This window comes from Streptomyces noursei ATCC 11455, from assembly GCF_001704275.1.
GTDB classification, from domain to species: domain Bacteria; phylum Actinomycetota; class Actinomycetes; order Streptomycetales; family Streptomycetaceae; genus Streptomyces; species Streptomyces noursei.
The window spans coordinates 5,720,152-5,737,202 of sequence record NZ_CP011533.1 but is presented as its reverse complement, the minus strand read 5'-3'; the positions used below and the strand labels follow the sequence as shown (position 1 = coordinate 5,737,202).

The 17,051-nt window shown below is 67.2% G+C and carries 10 protein-coding genes and 3 rRNA genes; 6 read left to right on the top strand and 7 right to left on the bottom strand.

Annotated elements, in window-relative coordinates:
* Window position 1 precedes the first annotated feature (1 nt).
* Together mtrA and mtnA are read right to left on the bottom strand one after the other, a co-directional pair.
* A complete protein-coding gene (gene mtrA / locus SNOUR_RS24385) occupies window positions 2-679 on the bottom strand; it encodes a two-component system response regulator MtrA (protein WP_018542117.1) in 678 nt (225 codons plus the stop codon).
* Window positions 676-1,845, bottom strand: a complete 1,170-nt coding sequence (gene mtnA / locus SNOUR_RS24380) for an S-methyl-5-thioribose-1-phosphate isomerase (RefSeq protein WP_067350885.1) — start codon at window positions 1,843-1,845, stop codon at window positions 676-678. Before mtnA ends, mtrA begins: the two co-directional genes overlap by 4 nt.
* 152 nt (window positions 1,846-1,997) lie before the next feature.
* On the opposite strand from mtnA, the gene SNOUR_RS24375 reads away from it, so the two are divergent.
* The 5 genes from SNOUR_RS24375 to SNOUR_RS24355 are packed head-to-tail and all read left to right on the top strand — an operon-like array spanning window position 1,998 to window position 7,836.
* Window positions 1,998-3,647, top strand: a complete 1,650-nt coding sequence (locus SNOUR_RS24375; protein ID WP_067350882.1) for a DUF7847 domain-containing protein — start codon at window positions 1,998-2,000, stop codon at window positions 3,645-3,647.
* A gap of 4 nt (window positions 3,648-3,651) precedes the next feature.
* On the top strand, window positions 3,652-4,344 hold the full coding sequence (locus SNOUR_RS24370; RefSeq protein WP_067350879.1) for a DUF4129 domain-containing protein: 693 nt from the start codon (window positions 3,652-3,654) through the stop codon (window positions 4,342-4,344).
* Complete coding sequence (locus SNOUR_RS24365) at window positions 4,341-5,570, top strand: DUF4350 domain-containing protein (protein ID WP_067350877.1); 1,230 nt, start codon at window positions 4,341-4,343, stop codon at window positions 5,568-5,570. Before SNOUR_RS24370 ends, SNOUR_RS24365 begins: the two co-directional genes overlap by 4 nt.
* A complete protein-coding gene (locus SNOUR_RS24360) occupies window positions 5,551-6,516 on the top strand; it encodes an AAA family ATPase (RefSeq protein WP_039635909.1) in 966 nt (321 codons plus the stop codon). Before SNOUR_RS24365 ends, SNOUR_RS24360 begins: the two co-directional genes overlap by 20 nt.
* Before the next feature lie 9 nt (window positions 6,517-6,525).
* Window positions 6,526-7,836 carry a DUF58 domain-containing protein gene (locus tag SNOUR_RS24355; protein WP_067350874.1) on the top strand — a complete coding sequence of 437 codons (1,311 nt, stop codon included), beginning with the start codon at window positions 6,526-6,528 and terminating at the stop codon, window positions 7,834-7,836.
* A 387-nt stretch (window positions 7,837-8,223) separates the two neighbouring features.
* Here SNOUR_RS24355 and rrf read toward each other — a convergent pair.
* From rrf to SNOUR_RS24335, 4 genes are all read right to left on the bottom strand, one after another.
* Window positions 8,224-8,340, bottom strand: a 5S ribosomal RNA gene (gene rrf / locus SNOUR_RS24350).
* Window positions 8,341-8,411: 71 nt separating this feature from the next.
* Window positions 8,412-11,534 (bottom strand): 23S ribosomal RNA (locus SNOUR_RS24345).
* A gap of 309 nt (window positions 11,535-11,843) precedes the next feature.
* Window positions 11,844-13,372: ribosomal RNA gene (locus SNOUR_RS24340) — 16S ribosomal RNA — on the bottom strand.
* The 16S, 23S and 5S rRNA genes sit together here, the layout of an rRNA operon.
* Before the next feature lie 757 nt (window positions 13,373-14,129).
* Window positions 14,130-15,137 (bottom strand): stage II sporulation protein M, encoded by a 1,008-nt coding sequence (locus SNOUR_RS24335; protein ID WP_067350871.1) that lies wholly within the window; start codon window positions 15,135-15,137, stop codon window positions 14,130-14,132.
* Between the two features lie 152 nt (window positions 15,138-15,289).
* Between SNOUR_RS24335 and SNOUR_RS24330 the strand changes: the two genes are divergently transcribed.
* Window positions 15,290-16,315, top strand: a complete 1,026-nt coding sequence (locus SNOUR_RS24330) for an RDD family protein (protein ID WP_067350868.1) — start codon at window positions 15,290-15,292, stop codon at window positions 16,313-16,315.
* Between the two features lie 86 nt (window positions 16,316-16,401).
* Here SNOUR_RS24330 and SNOUR_RS24325 read toward each other — a convergent pair whose 3' ends face one another.
* Window positions 16,402-17,016: a hypothetical protein gene (locus SNOUR_RS24325; protein ID WP_067350865.1), complete on the bottom strand. Its 615-nt coding sequence runs from the start codon at window positions 17,014-17,016 to the stop codon at window positions 16,402-16,404.
* Between the last annotated feature and the right edge of the window lie 35 nt (window positions 17,017-17,051).

Sequence of the window (17,051 nt, the reverse complement as noted above, 5' to 3'; positions counted from 1 at the left end):
CTCAGCTGGGCCCGGCCTTGTAGCCGACGCCGCGCACGGTCACCACGATCTCCGGCCGCTCCGGGTCCCGCTCGACCTTGGAGCGCAGTCGCTGCACATGGACGTTGACGAGCCGGGTGTCCGCGGCGTGCCGGTAGCCCCAGACCTGCTCCAGCAGCACCTCGCGCGTGAACACCTGCCACGGCTTGCGCGCCAGCGCCACCAGCAGATCGAACTCCAGCGGCGTCAGCGCGATCGACTGACCGTCCCGCTTCACGGAGTGCCCCGCCACGTCGATGACCAGGTCCCCGATGGCCAGCTGCTCGGGCGCGGGCTCCTCCGAGCGCCGCAGCCGCGCCCGGATCCGGGCCACCAGCTCCTTGGGCTTGAACGGCTTGACGACGTAGTCGTCCGCACCCGATTCGAGTCCGACCACCACATCCACCGTGTCGCTCTTGGCGGTCAGCATGACGATCGGCACGCCCGACTCGGCCCGGATCAGCCGGCACACCTCGATGCCGTCCCGTCCGGGCAGCATCAGGTCGAGCAGCACAAGATCGGGCTTGGTCTCGCGGAACGCAGCGAGCGCCTTGTCGCCGTCCGACACGAACGACGGTTCAAAGCCCTCGCCGCGCAGCACGATGCCGAGCATCTCTGCCAGTGCGGTGTCGTCGTCGACGACCAGGACGCGTCCCTTCATTCGGCCATCATCCCATTACCTGATCGTGACTTTCTCCATCGTGAGACGGAACACACGTCCGCCAGCCGCTCGCGGGTCACCGGCGACACCACTCCGGCCTCCGTCACGATCGCCGTGACCAGCTCGGCGGGCGTGACGTCGAAGGCCGGGTTGTAGGCCGTCGCCCCCAGCGGCGCCACCGGAATCCCGGTGCCGCCCACCACCCCACCGCCTTGGATGTGCGGCAGGGAGAACTCCGTCACTTCCTTGCCGGGCCGCTGCTCCACCTCGATGGCGGCTCCCTCCTTCGTCTCCAGATCCACCGTGCTGGTCGGCGCCACCACCACGAACGGAACGTGGTGGTGGCGGGCGAGCACCGCCAGCGGATAACTGCCGATCTTGTTGGCCACCGCGCCGTCGGCGGCGATCCGGTCGGCACCTATGAGCACCGCGTCCACCTCGCCGGCCGCGAACAACGAGCCGGCGGCACCATCGGCCAGCACCGTGTACGCCATACCGGCTCGCGCCGCCTCATAGGCGGTCAGACGCGCCCCCTGCAGCAGCGGCCGCGTCTCGTCGACCCACAGCCGCCGCAGCTCGCCGGCCCGGTGCGCCGCCAGCGCCACGGCCAGGGCGGTCCCCTCGCCACCGGAGACCAGGGCACCCGTGTTGCAGTGCGTGAGAATCCGGTGCCCGCCGCCCGGCAGCAGCTCGCCCAGCAGGCCCAGCCCGTGCTGCGCCATGCGCGCGCTCGCCTCGACGTCCTCCGCGTGGACGGCTCGCGCCTCGGCCAGCGCGGCCGCCGCGGCCTCCGCACCATCGCCGCCGGCCGCCGCCCGGCGGTACGCCGCGACCGCACGCCGGACGCCGTACCCGAGATTGACCGCGGTCGGCCGGGCGGACGCCAGTGCCTGCGCCGCCTCCTCGACGTCGAATCCGCGCGCCGCGGCCAGCGCAACACCGTACGCACCCGCGATGCCCAGCAGCGGCGCCCCGCGCACAGCCAGCGTCTGGATCGCCTGCACCAGCGCCGGAACGTCCGTGCAGACCAGCTCGACCTCTTCCGCCGGCAGCCGCGTCTGGTCGAGCAGGACCACTGCCGGGCTCTCGGGGAACTCCTCCCAGCGCAACGACGGGATCGCGAGCGTCCCAGCGCCCGACTCCGACACCTCGTATTGATCAGCCATTCCCTCAGTCTGCCGCCGATCCCGGGCCGAATAGAAGGTCCCCTTCCTCGAAGGCCACGGGTACAGAGCGCCACAGGCCATGACACGATGACTGACACCGCGGACCCCGGACCCCGCCCGCCCCGGCGGACGGGCAGCAAGAAGGAGCGACGATGAACAACTCTCCGGGCTGGGCCTCGCCCGGATCTTCCCCCTCCGACGAGCCGGGCCGCGGCACCCCGGAGCAGCCCATCCAGCCGCCGGCCCCGGAAGACCGTTCCGACGCCGCCCAGCAGCCGACCCCACCGAACTGGTCCAGCAACCAGCCGCCTCCCGGCCAGTGGACGACCCCGGCCGGCATCCCCGGCCAGAGCGGACCCGGCGGCCGGAGCACCCACGGCGCCGAGGAACGCGCCCGTGCCTCGTCCGGATCGGCCCAGGCCGGCTGGACCGCCCCGCCGGGCCCCGGCGGCCAGGGCACCTGGGGCGGCGGTCCCGGCTGGGGCGGCGGCTGGAGCGCGATGCCGCCTGTCGCCAAGCCGGGCGTGATCCCGCTGCGTCCGCTCGGCGTCGGCGAGATCCTCGACGGCGCGGTGGCCACCATGCGCGCCCACTGGCGCACCGTGCTCGGCATCTCGCTGATCGTCGCGGTCATCTCGCAGACCGCCGTCACGGTCGTCACCGGGCTGTGGTTCCCCAGTTCCGGTCTCGGTACCGTCCGCGACGACGGCACCCGGCCGCCGCTGCGGCAGGTCCTGAGCGAGATGGGCAACTCCCTCACCGGCTCCGCCATCAGCGCCCTCATCGGGCTGCTCGGCACGATCATCGCCACCGGGATGCTGACCATGGTCATCAGCCGGGCGGTCCTGGGCCGCCCGGTGACCGCCGGGGGTGCCTGGAGCGACGCCCGCGGCCAGCTCCCGCGCCTGCTCGGTCTGCTCGTCCTGCTGCCCCTGATCATCAGCGCCGTCTTCATGGCCGGGATGACCCCGGGCATCATCGTCACCAGCTCCGGATCGCTCGGCCTCGGACTCGGACTCATGCTGCTCGGCCTGTTCGCCGCCGGCGTCGTGAGCATCTGGCTGTGGGTCCGCTTCAGCCTCGCCTCCCCGGCGCTGATGCTGGAGAAGCAGGGCGTCATCGCTTCCATGCGCCGCTCCGCCAAGCTCGTCCGCGGCTCCTGGTGGCGGGTGCTGGGCGTCCAGCTTCTCGCCTACCTGTTGATCTCCATCGTCCAGTTCATCATCCAGATCCCGGCCACCTTCGTCGCCTTCCTGATAGGCGGCGAGAGCCTCATGGACTGGGCGGACGGCACCAGCAACTCCACCGGCTGGCCGTTCCTGATCGCGCTGGGCATCGGCGCGATCATCAGCTCGGCGATCACCTTCCCGATCAGCGCCGGGGTCACCTCGCTCCTCTACGTCGACCAGCGCATCCGCCGCGAGGCACTCGACCTGGAACTCGCCCGCGCCGCGGGCCTGCCCGGCTACAGTCCCGAAACTCCCGCCGCGCCCCCGGCCACCGGCGGCACCCGGCCCCCCGGGACGACCGCGCCCGACGCAACGCCGGCCGCCCGGCCCGCCGCTGAGGCCCTCTCCGCCCGGCCGGCCGCCGAGTCGACCGACCCGACAGGCACTCAGCCAACGGACCGTCAACCGGCGAAGGTCCAGCTGACGAAGACTCAGGCCGACGAGGCGGAGAACGCGGCGTCGGAGAAGGCCGAGCCGGCCACCGCCGAGACGCCCGACGCCCCCGGCGCGCCCACGGATGCCTCCCCCGACATCCCCGGGCCGCGCACGACCGACTCCGCTCCGGGAAGCTGATGCGGTGACCACAGGGGGGAAGATCGCCGCGCTCGCACACCTGACCGCGCGACTCGACGACGACATACCGGTCCGGATCTCTCGCGTCCCCGCCCGTGAGGCGGCGGAACGCGAGCTGTCCGACCCCCGGTACCACCAGCACGACCCCAACCTGCTCCAACGCGCCCTGAATTGGCTCTCGGAGCGCCTCGGCGAGCTCTTCAGTACGGCCGCCGGCGCCACTCCGGGCGGCTGGGTCGGACTCATCGCCATCGCCGTGTTCGTCCTGCTGCTGGTCATCGCCCTCCGGCTGCGACTCGGTGCGGTACGCCGCACCCCGGCCACAACCGGCGCCCTCTTCTCCGATACGCCCCGGACGGCTGCCGAACACCGCGCGACCGCCGACCGGCACGCGGCCGACGGGCGCTGGAACGAAGCGATCCAGGACCGCATGCGCGCCATCGTCCTCGCCCTCGAAGAGCGCGCCCTGCTCACTCCCGGTCCCGGCCGCACCGCCGACGAGGCCGCCACCGAAGCCGGCCTGGTCCTCCCCGCGCATGCCGGCCAACTCCACACCGCGGCCCGCACCTTCGACGACGTCGCATACGGCGGCCGCCCCGGCACGGAACGGGCATACACCCTCCTTGCCGAACTCGACAGCGAGCTGCAGCGCGCCAAGCCCCATCTGGCCGCCGCACCGACCAGGAGCCGCGGATGACCACGGCCACCACCACCTCCGCTCCCGGCCGCACCGCGCACCGCCTGTGGACGCGCTCCCGGGGAGTGCTGCTCGGACTGCTGCTGCTCGTCATCGGCGGGCTGGCCCTCGCCGCCCTGCAGTCCGGCGAACAGCACGGCCGGCTCGACCCCCGCTCCGCGGACCGGACCGGCAGCCGCGCGCTCGCCCAACTCCTCGCCTCCCACGGCGTCACCACCGATGTCGTGACCACCACCGAGGAGGCCACCGCCGCGGCAGGCCCGGACTCCACCCTCCTCGTCACCGCGCCCGACGTCCTGACCTCCGGTCAGCTCGCCGACCTCCACACCGCGACACACCACACCCCCGGCCGCACCGTCCTGCTCGCCCCCGGCACCGCGCCCCTCCAGATCTTCGCGCCCGGCGTCCAGGCCGACCCCCAGATCGGCAACACCCGGCGCCCGCCCGGCTGTTCGCTCCCCGCCGCCCGCGACGCGGGCGACGTCCTCCTGGGCGGCATCCGCTACGCCACGTCCGCCACCACGGCCGACCGCTGCTACAACGCCGGCGGCTCCCCCACCCTGCTGCGTCTCCGGGCCACCGACGCCGCCCGCGACACCGTCCTCCTCGGCTCCGCCGACTTCCTCTACAACCACCACCTCGCCGAGCAGGGCAACGCCTCGCTGGCCCTCCAACTCCTCGGTGCGCACAAGCATCTGGTCTGGTACCTCCCCTCCATCAGCGATCCGACGTCCACCGCACCGGCCACCCAGCCCGGCCTCCTCGACCTCATCCCCTCCGGCTGGCGCTGGGCCCTGCTCCAACTCGCCCTCGCCGCCGCCTGCGCGGCCCTCTGGCGCGCCCGCCGGCTCGGCCCCCTGGTGCCCGAGCGGCTCCCGGTCACCGTGCCTGCCGCCGAAACCACCGAAGGCCACGCCCGCCTCTACGAACAGGCCCACGCCCGCGACCGCGCCTCAGCCGTCCTGCGCTCCGCGACCCGCACCCGGCTCGCCCCCCTCATCGGCGTGCCTCCCGCGCACGCCCACATCCCCGACCTCCTGCTTCCGGCCATCCGCACCCACCTGGGCACCTCCGACCTGGCCTCACCCAACCTGCAAGCCCTGCTCTTCGGCCCCGCCCCGGCGGACGACAAGGCCCTGGTGCACTTGGCCGACCAACTCGACACACTTGAAAACTCGATCGTTTCCCAAGAGAGGCACGCCCCCCGTGAGCACCCCGACCGCTGACAGCGCCCGAGCCTCACTTGAGGAACTGCGCACCGAGATAGCCAAGGCCGTGGTAGGCCAGGACCCCGCCGTCACCGGTCTCGTCGTCGCGCTGCTCTGCCGCGGTCACGTGCTCCTCGAAGGCGTTCCCGGCGTCGCCAAGACCCTGCTCGTACGCGCCCTGTCGACAGCCCTCGAACTCGACACCAAGCGCGTCCAGTTCACCCCCGATCTGATGCCCAGCGATGTCACCGGCTCGTTGGTGTACGACACCCGGAGCGCCGAGTTCTCCTTCCAGCCCGGTCCTGTCTTCACCAACCTCCTGCTCGCCGACGAAATCAACCGCACGCCGCCCAAGACCCAGGCGTCCCTGCTCGAAGCAATGGAAGAACGCCAGGTGACCGTCGACGGCACGCCCCGTCCGCTCCCCGAACCGTTCCTCGTCGCCGCGACACAGAACCCCATGGAGTACGAGGGCACCTACCCTCTCCCCGAGGCTCAGCTCGACCGCTTCCTGCTCAAGCTCACGGTGTCGCTGCCCGCCCGCCAGGACGAGATCGACATCCTCACCCGGCACGCGTCCGGCTTCAGCCCACGCGACCTCAACGCCGCAGGGCTCCGCCCCGTCGCCTCAGCCGCCGACCTCGAAGCCGCCCGCGACGCGGTCGCCAAGACCACCGTCTCGCCCGAAGTCACCGGCTACATCGTCGATATCTGCCGTGCCACTCGTGAATCCCCCTCGCTGTCTCTCGGCGTCTCCCCCCGGGGAGCCACCGCCCTGCTCTCCACCTCACGCGCCTGGGCCTGGCTGACCGGCCGCGACTACGTCACGCCCGACGACGTCAAGGCCCTGGCGCTCCCCACACTCCGGCACCGCGTGCACCTCCGGCCCGAGGCCGAGATGGAAGGAGTCACCGCCGACTCCGTGATCAACGCTGTGCTCGCTCATCTCCCCGTCCCCCGCTGAGGCGCGACCGTGGCCCTCACCGGACGCACTGCTCTCCTCTCGGCGCTCGGAGCCCTGGTCGTGGGCTTCGTGCTCCCCAGCTGGCTCGGGATCCTGACCGTCCAACTCGCCCTGCTGATAGCAATTTTGTGCGACCTCGCGCTCGCCGCGCCAGTGCGAAAGCTCCATTTCACCCGAACCGGTGATACAAACGTTCGCCTAACAGGCGAAGCCCACATCCACCTCACCATCACCAACCCGGACCGCCGCCCCCTGCGCGCCCAACTCCGCGACGCCTGGCCCCCGAGCTCATTCCGCCCCGGCGACGACATCCCCGCGTCCCGACACGCTCTCCGCATCCCCGGCGGCGAACGCCGCCGCCTGACCACCACGCTCCGCCCCACCCGCCGCGGAGACCACCACGCCGTCCGCGTCACGGTCCGCTCCTACGGCCCCCTCGGCCTGGCTGCCCGCCAGGGAAGCCACCACATCCCCTGGACCCTCCGCGTCCTGCCCCCCTTCACCAGCCGCAAGCACCTCCCCGCCAAACTCGCCCGGCTCCGCGAACTCGACGGCCGCACCAGCATCCTGACCCGCGGCGAGGGCACCGAGTTCGACAGCCTCCGCGACTACACCCCCGGCGACGACACCCGCTCCATCGACTGGCGCGCCACCGCCCGCCGGCAAACCGTCGCCGTCCGCACCTGGCGCCCCGAACGCGACCGCCGCATCCTGCTCGTCCTGGAAACCGGCCGCACCTCAGCCGGCCGCGTCGGCGACACCCCTCGCCTCGACGCCTCCATGGACGCCGCCCTGCTGCTCGCCGCTCTCGCCTCCCGCGCCGGCGACCACGTCGACCTGCTCGCCTACGACCGCCGGGTACGCGCCTCCGTACAGGGCCGCACCGCCCGCGAGCTCCTCCCGGCACTCACCGACGCCCTCGCCCCCCTCGAACCCGAACTCATCGAGGCGGATGCCCGTGGCCTGGCGGCGACCATCCACCGCCACACCCCACGTCGTTCGTTGATCGTGCTCTTCACCGGCCTCGACACGGCCCCCATGGAGGAGGCCCTGCTGCCCGTCCTCCCCACCCTCACCCAGCGCAACGAAGTGATCGTCGCGGCCGTCGCGGACCCCCGCATCGAAGAGATGGCCGCCAGCCGTCACACCCCACAGGCCGTCTACGCAGCCGCCGCCGCGGAACAGACCCGCGCCGCGCGCCGCCGCACCGCCGACCGCCTCCGCCGCCACGGCATCACCGTCATCGACTCCACCCCGACCCACCTGGCCCCTGACCTCGCCGACGCCTACCTCTCCCTGAAGTCCGCCGGCCGCCTCTAACCCCCCTCTGCCCCGCCCACAAGCAGACCGCCCTATCCCCCAACAGGCAGGCCCTCTCCTGCAAACAAACCCCACACCCACCCCCATCGAAGCCGACGCTCCAAAGGCGTCGGCTTTGCTACACCCTCTCCCCACACTCAACAGCCAACGGCACAAGCACCCACCGCCACCGAACCAGCCAAGGCCCCACAGCAACAGAGCACCCCAGCAACGTCCACCCTCGCCCATCGCCACCGCCCCCTCCGCCTTGCCTAGGGAGACAACCGGCCCCGATACCAAACAAAAAGGGCCCGTTCCCAAGTCAAAGCAGCTCTTGCTTTGACTTGGGAACGGGCCCAAAACAGATAGACCCCATACCATCCCGGTACGGGGTCTATCTCAAATTTAGTTCGGCGGCGTCCTACTCTCCCACAGGGTCCCCCCTGCAGTACCATCGGCGCTGAAAGGCTTAGCTTCCGGGTTCGGAATGTAACCGGGCGTTTCCCTAACGCTATAACCACCGAAACACTATGAAACAAAGAACAACCGTTGGTCTGTTCGTGGCTTCAGAACCAACACAGTGGACGCGAGCAACTGAGGACAAGCCCTCGGCCTATTAGTACCAGTCAACTCCACACCTTACGGCGCTTCCATATCTGGCCTATCAACCCAGTCATCTACTGGGAGCCTTACCCCATCAAGTGGGTGGGAGCCCTCATCTCGAAGCAGGCTTCCCGCTTAGATGCTTTCAGCGGTTATCCTTTCCGAACGTAGCCAACCAGCCATGCCCTTGGCAGAACAACTGGCACACCAGAGGTCCGTCCGTCCCGGTCCTCTCGTACTAGGGACAGCCCTTCTCAAGACTCCTACGCGCGCAGCGGATAGGGACCGAACTGTCTCACGACGTTCTAAACCCAGCTCGCGTACCGCTTTAATGGGCGAACAGCCCAACCCTTGGGACCGACTCCAGCCCCAGGATGCGACGAGCCGACATCGAGGTGCCAAACCATCCCGTCGATATGGACTCTTGGGGAAGATCAGCCTGTTATCCCCGGGGTACCTTTTATCCGTTGAGCGACGGCGCTTCCACAAGCCACCGCCGGATCACTAGTCCCTACTTTCGTACCTGCTCGACCCGTCAGTCTCACAGTCAAGCTCCCTTGTGCACTTACACTCAACACCTGATTACCAACCAGGCTGAGGGAACCTTTGGGCGCCTCCGTTACCCTTTAGGAGGCAACCGCCCCAGTTAAACTACCCACCAGACACTGTCCCTGATCCGGATCACGGACCCAGGTTAGACATCCAGCACGACCAGAGTGGTATTTCAACAACGACTCCACACCAACTGGCGTTGGCGCTTCAAAGTCTCCCACCTATCCTACACAAGCCGAACCGAACACCAATATCAAGCTATAGTAAAGGTCCCGGGGTCTTTCCGTCCTGCTGCGCGAAACGAGCATCTTTACTCGTAATGCAATTTCACCGGGCCTATGGTTGAGACAGTCGAGAAGTCGTTACGCCATTCGTGCAGGTCGGAACTTACCCGACAAGGAATTTCGCTACCTTAGGATGGTTATAGTTACCACCGCCGTTTACTGGCGCTTAAGTTCTCAGCTTCGCCCCACCGAAATGGAGCTAACCGGTCCCCTTAACGTTCCAGCACCGGGCAGGCGTCAGTCCGTATACATCGCCTTACGGCTTCGCACGGACCTGTGTTTTTAGTAAACAGTCGCTTCTCGCTGGTCTCTGCGGCCACCCCCAGCTCAGACAGTAAATGTCATCACCAGAAATGGCCCCCCTTCTCCCGAAGTTACGGGGGCATTTTGCCGAGTTCCTTAACCATAGTTCACCCGAACGCCTCGGTATTCTCTACCTGACCACCTGAGTCGGTTTAGGGTACGGGCCGCCTTGAAACTCACTAGAGGCTTTTCTCGACAGCATAGGATCATCCACTTCACCACAATCGGCTCGGCATCAGGTCTCAGCCTTAACGTGTGACGGATTTGCCTACCACACGGCCTACACCCTTACCCCGGGACAACCACCGCCCGGGCTGGACTACCTTCCTGCGTCACCCCATCGCTTACCTACTACAAGTCTGGTCCGTCGGCTCCACCACTCCCCTCAACTCCGAAGAGATCAGGGCGGCTTCACGGACTTAGCATCGCCTGATTCAGTATTGGGCGCTTCAAAGCGGGTACCGGAATATCAACCGGTTGTCCATCGACTACGCCTGTCGGCCTCGCCTTAGGTCCCGACTTACCCTGGGCAGATCAGCTTGACCCAGGAACCCTTAGTCAATCGGCGCAAGAGTTTCCCACTCTTGTATCGCTACTCATGCCTGCATTCTCACTCGTGAACCGTCCACAACTCGTTTCCACGGCTGCTTCACCCGGCACACGACGCTCCCCTACCCATCACGATCCCCGTTAGGAGTAATATCGCAATGACACGACTTCGGCGGTGTACTTGAGCCCCGCTACATTGTCGGCGCGGAATCACTTGACCAGTGAGCTATTACGCACTCTTTCAAGGGTGGCTGCTTCTAAGCCAACCTCCTGGTTGTCTCTGCGACTCCACATCCTTTCCCACTTAGCACACGCTTAGGGGCCTTAGTCGATGCTCTGGGCTGTTTCCCTCTCGACCATGGAGCTTATCCCCCACAGTCTCACTGCCGCGCTCTCACTTACCGGCATTCGGAGTTTGGCTAAGGTCAGTAACCCGGTAGGGCCCATCGCCTATCCAGTGCTCTACCTCCGGCAAGAAACACACGACGCTGCACCTAAATGCATTTCGGGGAGAACCAGCTATCACGGAGTTTGATTGGCCTTTCACCCCTAACCACAGGTCATCCCCCAGGTTTTCAACCCTGGTGGGTTCGGTCCTCCACGAAGTCTTACCTCCGCTTCAACCTGCCCATGGCTAGATCACTCCGCTTCGGGTCTTGAGCATGCTACTCCAACGCCCTATTCGGACTCGCTTTCGCTACGGCTTCCCCACACGGGTTAACCTCGCAACATACCGCAAACTCGCAGGCTCATTCTTCAAAAGGCACGCAGTCACGACGCAAAGAACAAGTCTCTGCGCGACGCTCCCACGGCTTGTAGGCACACGGTTTCAGGTACTATTTCACTCCGCTCCCGCGGTACTTTTCACCATTCCCTCACGGTACTATCCGCTATCGGTCACCAGGGAATATTTAGGCTTAACGGGTGGTCCCGCCAGATTCACACGGGATTTCTCGGGCCCCGTGCTACTTGGGTGGCTCTCAAGCAAGCCGCTGACATTTCAGCTACGGGGGTCTTACCCTCTACGCCGGACCTTTCGCATGTCCTTCGCCTATATCAACGGTTTCTGACTCACCGACCGGCCGGCAGACCGATCAAGAAAGCTCCCACAACCCCAACCACGCAACCCCTGCCGGGTATCACACGTGACTGGTTTAGCCTCATCCAGTTTCGCTCGCCACTACTCCCGGAATCACGGTTGTTTTCTCTTCCTGCGGGTACTGAGATGTTTCACTTCCCCGCGTTCCCTCCACACTGCCTATGTGTTCAGCAGCGGGTGACAGCCCATGACGACTGCCGGGTTTCCCCATTCGGACACCCCCGGATCAAAGCTCGGTTGACAGCTCCCCGGGGCCTATCGCGGCCTCCCACGTCCTTCATCGGTTCCTGGTGCCAAGGCATCCACCGTGCGCCCTTAAAAACTTGGCCACAGATGCTCGCGTCCACTGTGCAGTTCTCAAACAACGACCAGCCACCCACCACCCCAACCCGAAGGCTGAGTTCACTGGGACCGGCATCCCGAAGGCTCAGACCGTAGTCCGTACCCTCAGATACCCAACAGCGTGCCCGACACCCAGACCCGACCCGATCCGCGTTCCACGCCCGAAGGCAGTACTAGCGTCCCGATCGATCTCTGTGTGCCGAGTAGTCAACGTTCCACCCATGAGCTAACCACCGTCGAACATTCGCCGACGTAGTGGCTCTGGACAATCTTGCGACCGTCTAGATGCTCCTTAGAAAGGAGGTGATCCAGCCGCACCTTCCGGTACGGCTACCTTGTTACGACTTCGTCCCAATCGCCAGTCCCACCTTCGACGATTCCCTCCCACAAGGGGTTGGGCCACCGGCTTCGGGTGTTACCGACTTTCGTGACGTGACGGGCGGTGTGTACAAGGCCCGGGAACGTATTCACCGCAGCAATGCTGATCTGCGATTACTAGCAACTCCGACTTCATGGGGTCGAGTTGCAGACCCCAATCCGAACTGAGACCGGCTTTTTGAGATTCGCTCCACCTCGCGGTATCGCAGCTCATTGTACCGGCCATTGTAGCACGTGTGCAGCCCAAGACATAAGGGGCATGATGACTTGACGTCGTCCCCACCTTCCTCCGAGTTGACCCCGGCAGTCTCCTGTGAGTCCCCATCACCCCGAAAGGCATGCTGGCAACACAGAACAAGGGTTGCGCTCGTTGCGGGACTTAACCCAACATCTCACGACACGAGCTGACGACAGCCATGCACCACCTGTACACCGACCACAAGGGGGGCACTATCTCTAATGCTTTCCGGTGTATGTCAAGCCTTGGTAAGGTTCTTCGCGTTGCGTCGAATTAAGCCACATGCTCCGCTGCTTGTGCGGGCCCCCGTCAATTCCTTTGAGTTTTAGCCTTGCGGCCGTACTCCCCAGGCGGGGAACTTAATGCGTTAGCTGCGGCACGGACGACGTGGAATGTCGCCCACACCTAGTTCCCAACGTTTACGGCGTGGACTACCAGGGTATCTAATCCTGTTCGCTCCCCACGCTTTCGCTCCTCAGCGTCAGTATCGGCCCAGAGATCCGCCTTCGCCACCGGTGTTCCTCCTGATATCTGCGCATTTCACCGCTACACCAGGAATTCCGATCTCCCCTACCGAACTCTAGCCTGCCCGTATCGAATGCAGACCCGGGGTTAAGCCCCGGGCTTTCACATCCGACGCGACAAGCCGCCTACGAGCTCTTTACGCCCAATAATTCCGGACAACGCTCGCGCCCTACGTATTACCGCGGCTGCTGGCACGTAGTTAGCCGGCGCTTCTTCTGCAGGTACCGTCACTCTCGCTTCTTCCCTGCTGAAAGAGGTTTACAACCCGAAGGCCGTCATCCCTCACGCGGCGTCGCTGCATCAGGCTTTCGCCCATTGTGCAATATTCCCCACTGCTGCCTCCCGTAGGAGTCTGGGCCGTGTCTCAGTCCCAGTGTGGCCGGTCGCCCTCTCAGGCCGGCTACCCGTCGTCGCCTTGGTGAGCCATTACCTCACCAACAAGCTGATAGGCCGCGGGCTCATCCTTCACCGCCGGAGCTTTCCACACGGAGATCATGCGACCCCGTGTCATATCCGGTATTAGACCCCGTTTCCAGGGCTTGTCCCAGAGTGAAGGGCAGATTGCCCACGTGTTACTCACCCGTTCGCCACTAATCCCCGACCGAAGCCGGTTCATCGTTCGACTTGCATGTGTTAAGCACGCCGCCAGCGTTCGTCCTGAGCCAGGATCAAACTCTCCGTGAATGCTTTCCGGACTGCGTTTAATGAAAAACTGCCGGTATCAACACTCGCGTTGAGCGGAACCACAAGGAGGAATAATCCTCGCGGTTCACAGCGTCCTCGCTGTGTGCCTCCCAAAGCTATTGGAAGGACTTTTCAAAGGAACCTCATCTCCATGATGGAGACGGGGTATCAACATATCTGGCGTTGACTTTTGGCACGCTGTTGAGTTCTCAAGGAACGGACGCTTCCTTCGGCCACCCTCTCGGGCTTCCTCCGGGCGCTTCCCTTCGGTCTTGCGTCTCCGACTCTATCAGATCCTTTCGGCTCCGATTTTCGCCGGTGCGATTCGACCTTTCGGCTTCCTCGCGGTTCCAACCTTACCAGATCCGTTTCCGTCTCTGGCCCCCTGCTGGAGTGGGGTCCGGCCGCTTCGCTTTCGCTTTTCGGCCTTTCCGACTTTATCAGATCTTCTTTCCGTTCCAGGCCGCTCAGCGGCTGGTTCGAATTCCGTTCTGAATTACCCGTCAGAGGGGGATGTCTTTCGACTTTTCCGACTTTATCAGAAGGCATTCGATCCAAATGACGGAGCGAAGCTTCTGATAAGTGATCGGTGCGCCCCGCCATTGCGAATGTGCGGCTGGGGCGGAGAGAGACTATCCGTCGCGATCGAACTTGTCCAGTTCGTTGCAACCGTTTGAATCTACCTCCCCCTGCCACCCATGTCAACGGGTTTCTGGGGCGAAGAGGAGATTAGCAGGTCAGGAGGGGTGTACGCACATCAGGCGGCGGTGGGGAGGAGGGCGGCGCGGTCGGTGGCGGTGACGTCGCCGGTCTCGCCGGCGCGTGCGGCGCGTCCGCCCAGTACATAGACGTAGGTGAGGAAAGCCAGCTCGGCGAGGATGCCGATGGTGATGCGGGCCCAGGTGGGGAGGCCGGAGGGGGTGACGAAGCCTTCGAGGATGCCGGAGACGAAGAGGACGGCGGCCAGGCCGACGGCGACGCCCAGTGCGGTGCGGCCTTCCTCGGCCAGTGCGGTGCGGCGGGTGCGGGGACCGGGGTCGATGACGGTCCACCCCAGGCGGAGGCCGATGCCGGCGGCGACGAAGACGGCGGTCAGTTCGAGGAGGCCGTGCGGGAGGAGCAGGCCCAGGAAGGTGTCGAGGCGGCCCGCCGAGGACATCAGGCCCAGGCCGGCGCCCAGGTTGAGCATGTTCTCGAAGAGGACCCACAGGACGGGGACGCCGAGGAAGGCTCCGAGGACCAGGCAGAGGGCCACGGCCTGGGCGTTGTTCGTCCACACCTGGGCGGCGAAGGCCGCGGCGGGGTGGTTGGAGTAATAGGTCTCGTACTCGCCGCCGGGGCGGGTCATCTCGCGGAGGTCCTGGGGGGCGCCGAGGGTGGACTGGACCTCCGGGTGGGCGGCTATCCACCAGCCCAGGAGGGCGGCGACGGTGAGGGAGAGGACCGCCGTGGGGATCCACCAGTGGCGCAGGCGGTAGACGGCGGCGGGGAACGAGGTGGTGAAGAAGCCGGCGGCGTCGCGCCAGGAGGACCTGCGGGCGCCGGTGACCTTGCTGCGGGCACGGGCCACCAGGGAGGTGAGGCGGCCGGTCAGGGCCGGATCGGGGGCGCTGGAGAGGAGGAGGGAGAGGTGTGTGGTGGTGCGTTGGTAGAGGGCGACGAGTTCGTCGGCCTCGGCGCCGGTGAGGCGGCGCTTGCGACGCAGCAAGGTCTCCAGGCGGTCCCATTCGGCGCCGTGGGCCGTGACGAAGACATCGAGGTCCATACGGGGTCGCTCCTCGCAGCGCGGTGGGTGGGTGCCGGGCCAGCTTGGCAGACTGGCCGGGCGCGGGGCCCCGGACCTCCGGGGTGGAGCCGCGGTGGGACGGGCGGCCGTGGTGGCGGGCCGGGAAAAAGGGGTCGAGAGGGAGTGGGCGTGTGAGTCAGCTGGTGACGGGCGAGGCCGTGGTGCTGGGGCTGCGGCCGGCCAGGCTGGCGAGCCGGGGGCTGGCGGTCGTGGTCGATCTAGCGGTGGCCTGGGGGACGTACATCGCGGTGACGTTGGTGATGGTGAGCACCGCGTCCTCGTTGGACGGTGCGGTGCTGGCGGCCCTGCAGGTGGCGACGCTGGTGCTGGTGCAGGTGGGGATACCGATCGCGGTGGAGACGCTGAGCCACGGGCGGTCGTTGGGGAAGCTGATCTGCGGGTTGCGGGTGGTGCGGGAGGACGGCGGGCCGATCCGGTTCCGGCATGCGCTGGTACGGGGTGCCATGGGGGCCGTCGAGATCGTGATGACGATGGGGGTGCTGGCGTCGATCGCGTCGCTGGTGTCGGCCCGGGGCCGGCGGCTGGGCGATGTGTTCGCCGGGACGCTGGTGATCCGGGAGCGGGTGCCCGAGGCGGAGGGCGGGGGCGTGGTGCTGCCGGCACCGCCTCCGTGGCTGGCCGGGGAGATCGGGGGGCTCGATCTGTCCCGGGTGCCGGACGGGTGGTGGCTGGCGGTGCGGCAGTACCTGGGGCGGCTGGGCGAGTTGGATCCGCAGGCGGGCGCGGCGATGGCCGGGCGGCTCGCCGGTGATCTGTGGGGCTTCACGGGGGCGGCGGTGCCGGCGGGCGTGGACCCGGCGGTGTATTTGGCCGCGGTGATGGGTGAGCGGCAGGAGCGGGAGTCCCGGCGGGCGTTCGGGGAGAGCGGTGCGGTGGGGGTGTATCCGGGGGCGGGGTCGGCCTCGGCTTCCGGGGCGGTGCCGGAGGAGTCCTCGGGTGGGGTTCCCGGGGACGGCACGACCGCTGCCGGTGGGGCGTGGGTGGTGCCCGGGGGTGCCGTGACGGCCGGGTCTGCGGCGGCGGGCGGTGCCCCTGGGGGCGACGGGGCGGCCTGGAATTCGGGGACGGTGCCGGGGGCTCGGGACGGGGGCGGGCAGCCGGCCCGGCCGAGCACCGGGTTCGCGCCGCCCGTGTGAGGCGGGACGGGGAGCGCACGGATCACGCCTCGCGGTCCCGGCCGCCCCTGTTGTCGGTGCCCCTGCCAACGAGGATGCGTCGGCGGTCAGTTGAAGGTCGAGGGCGGTGTGTCGAGGGATTCGAGTTCGATGCCGGGGGCGGCGAGGACGACGTCGCCGGCGAGGTGCACGGCGTGCTGTTCGCCGGTTTCGAGGTCGGTGACCTGGTACTCGTCGGCGACGAGCGGGGCGGTGTCAGTGGCGTGTGGTGTGCTGGAGAGCAGCGCCCAGGACTGGTCGAGGGTGCGGGGGGCGAGGACGGGGGGTGTGAAGGCGACGAGGCGGACGCGGGTCGCGCCGGCGCCGAGGACGGGGCGGAGCAGGCGGGCGGCGGCGACGAGGAAGGCCGGGGAGGCGCCGGTGAAGGCATGGGCGGGGACGTTGCCCTCGGTGGCGTGGGTGCCGGTGGGGTCGGTGCGTACCCAGGTGACGCCGTCCAGGGCGGCGCCGCGCACCTGCCATGCGGCGGCGTGCAGCTCCAGGCGGATCGGGCGGCCGAGCTCGTCGAGGGTGAGGTCGACGGAGCCGGTGTGCTCGCCGGCGGTGTTGAGGGTCTGCGAGACGTAGCGCCAGCCGGAGGGGCCGGTGGCGCAGTGGAAGTGTTCCTCACCGAGGGGGGTGCGGTCGTGCGGGTCGTACAGGGAGTAGTGGCCGCGGGGCATGGTGGTGCAGTCCTTGGGGGGTGGGGCGGTGCGTC

Excerpts from the sequence above, each read along its gene's own strand:
- mtrA (WP_018542117.1), bottom strand. The coding sequence starts at position 679 with ATGAAGGGACGCGTCCTGGTCGTCGACGACGACACCGCACTGGCAGAG.
- mtnA (WP_067350885.1), bottom strand. The coding sequence starts at position 1,845 with ATGGCTGATCAATACGAGGTGTCGGAGTCGGGCGCTGGGACGCTCGCG.
- SNOUR_RS24375 (WP_067350882.1), top strand. The coding sequence starts at position 1,998 with ATGAACAACTCTCCGGGCTGGGCCTCGCCCGGATCTTCCCCCTCCGAC.
- SNOUR_RS24365 (WP_067350877.1), top strand. The coding sequence starts at position 4,341 with ATGACCACGGCCACCACCACCTCCGCTCCCGGCCGCACCGCGCACCGC.
- SNOUR_RS24335 (WP_067350871.1), bottom strand. The coding sequence starts at position 15,137 with ATGGACCTCGATGTCTTCGTCACGGCCCACGGCGCCGAATGGGACCGC.
- SNOUR_RS24325 (WP_067350865.1), bottom strand. The coding sequence starts at position 17,016 with ATGCCCCGCGGCCACTACTCCCTGTACGACCCGCACGACCGCACCCCC.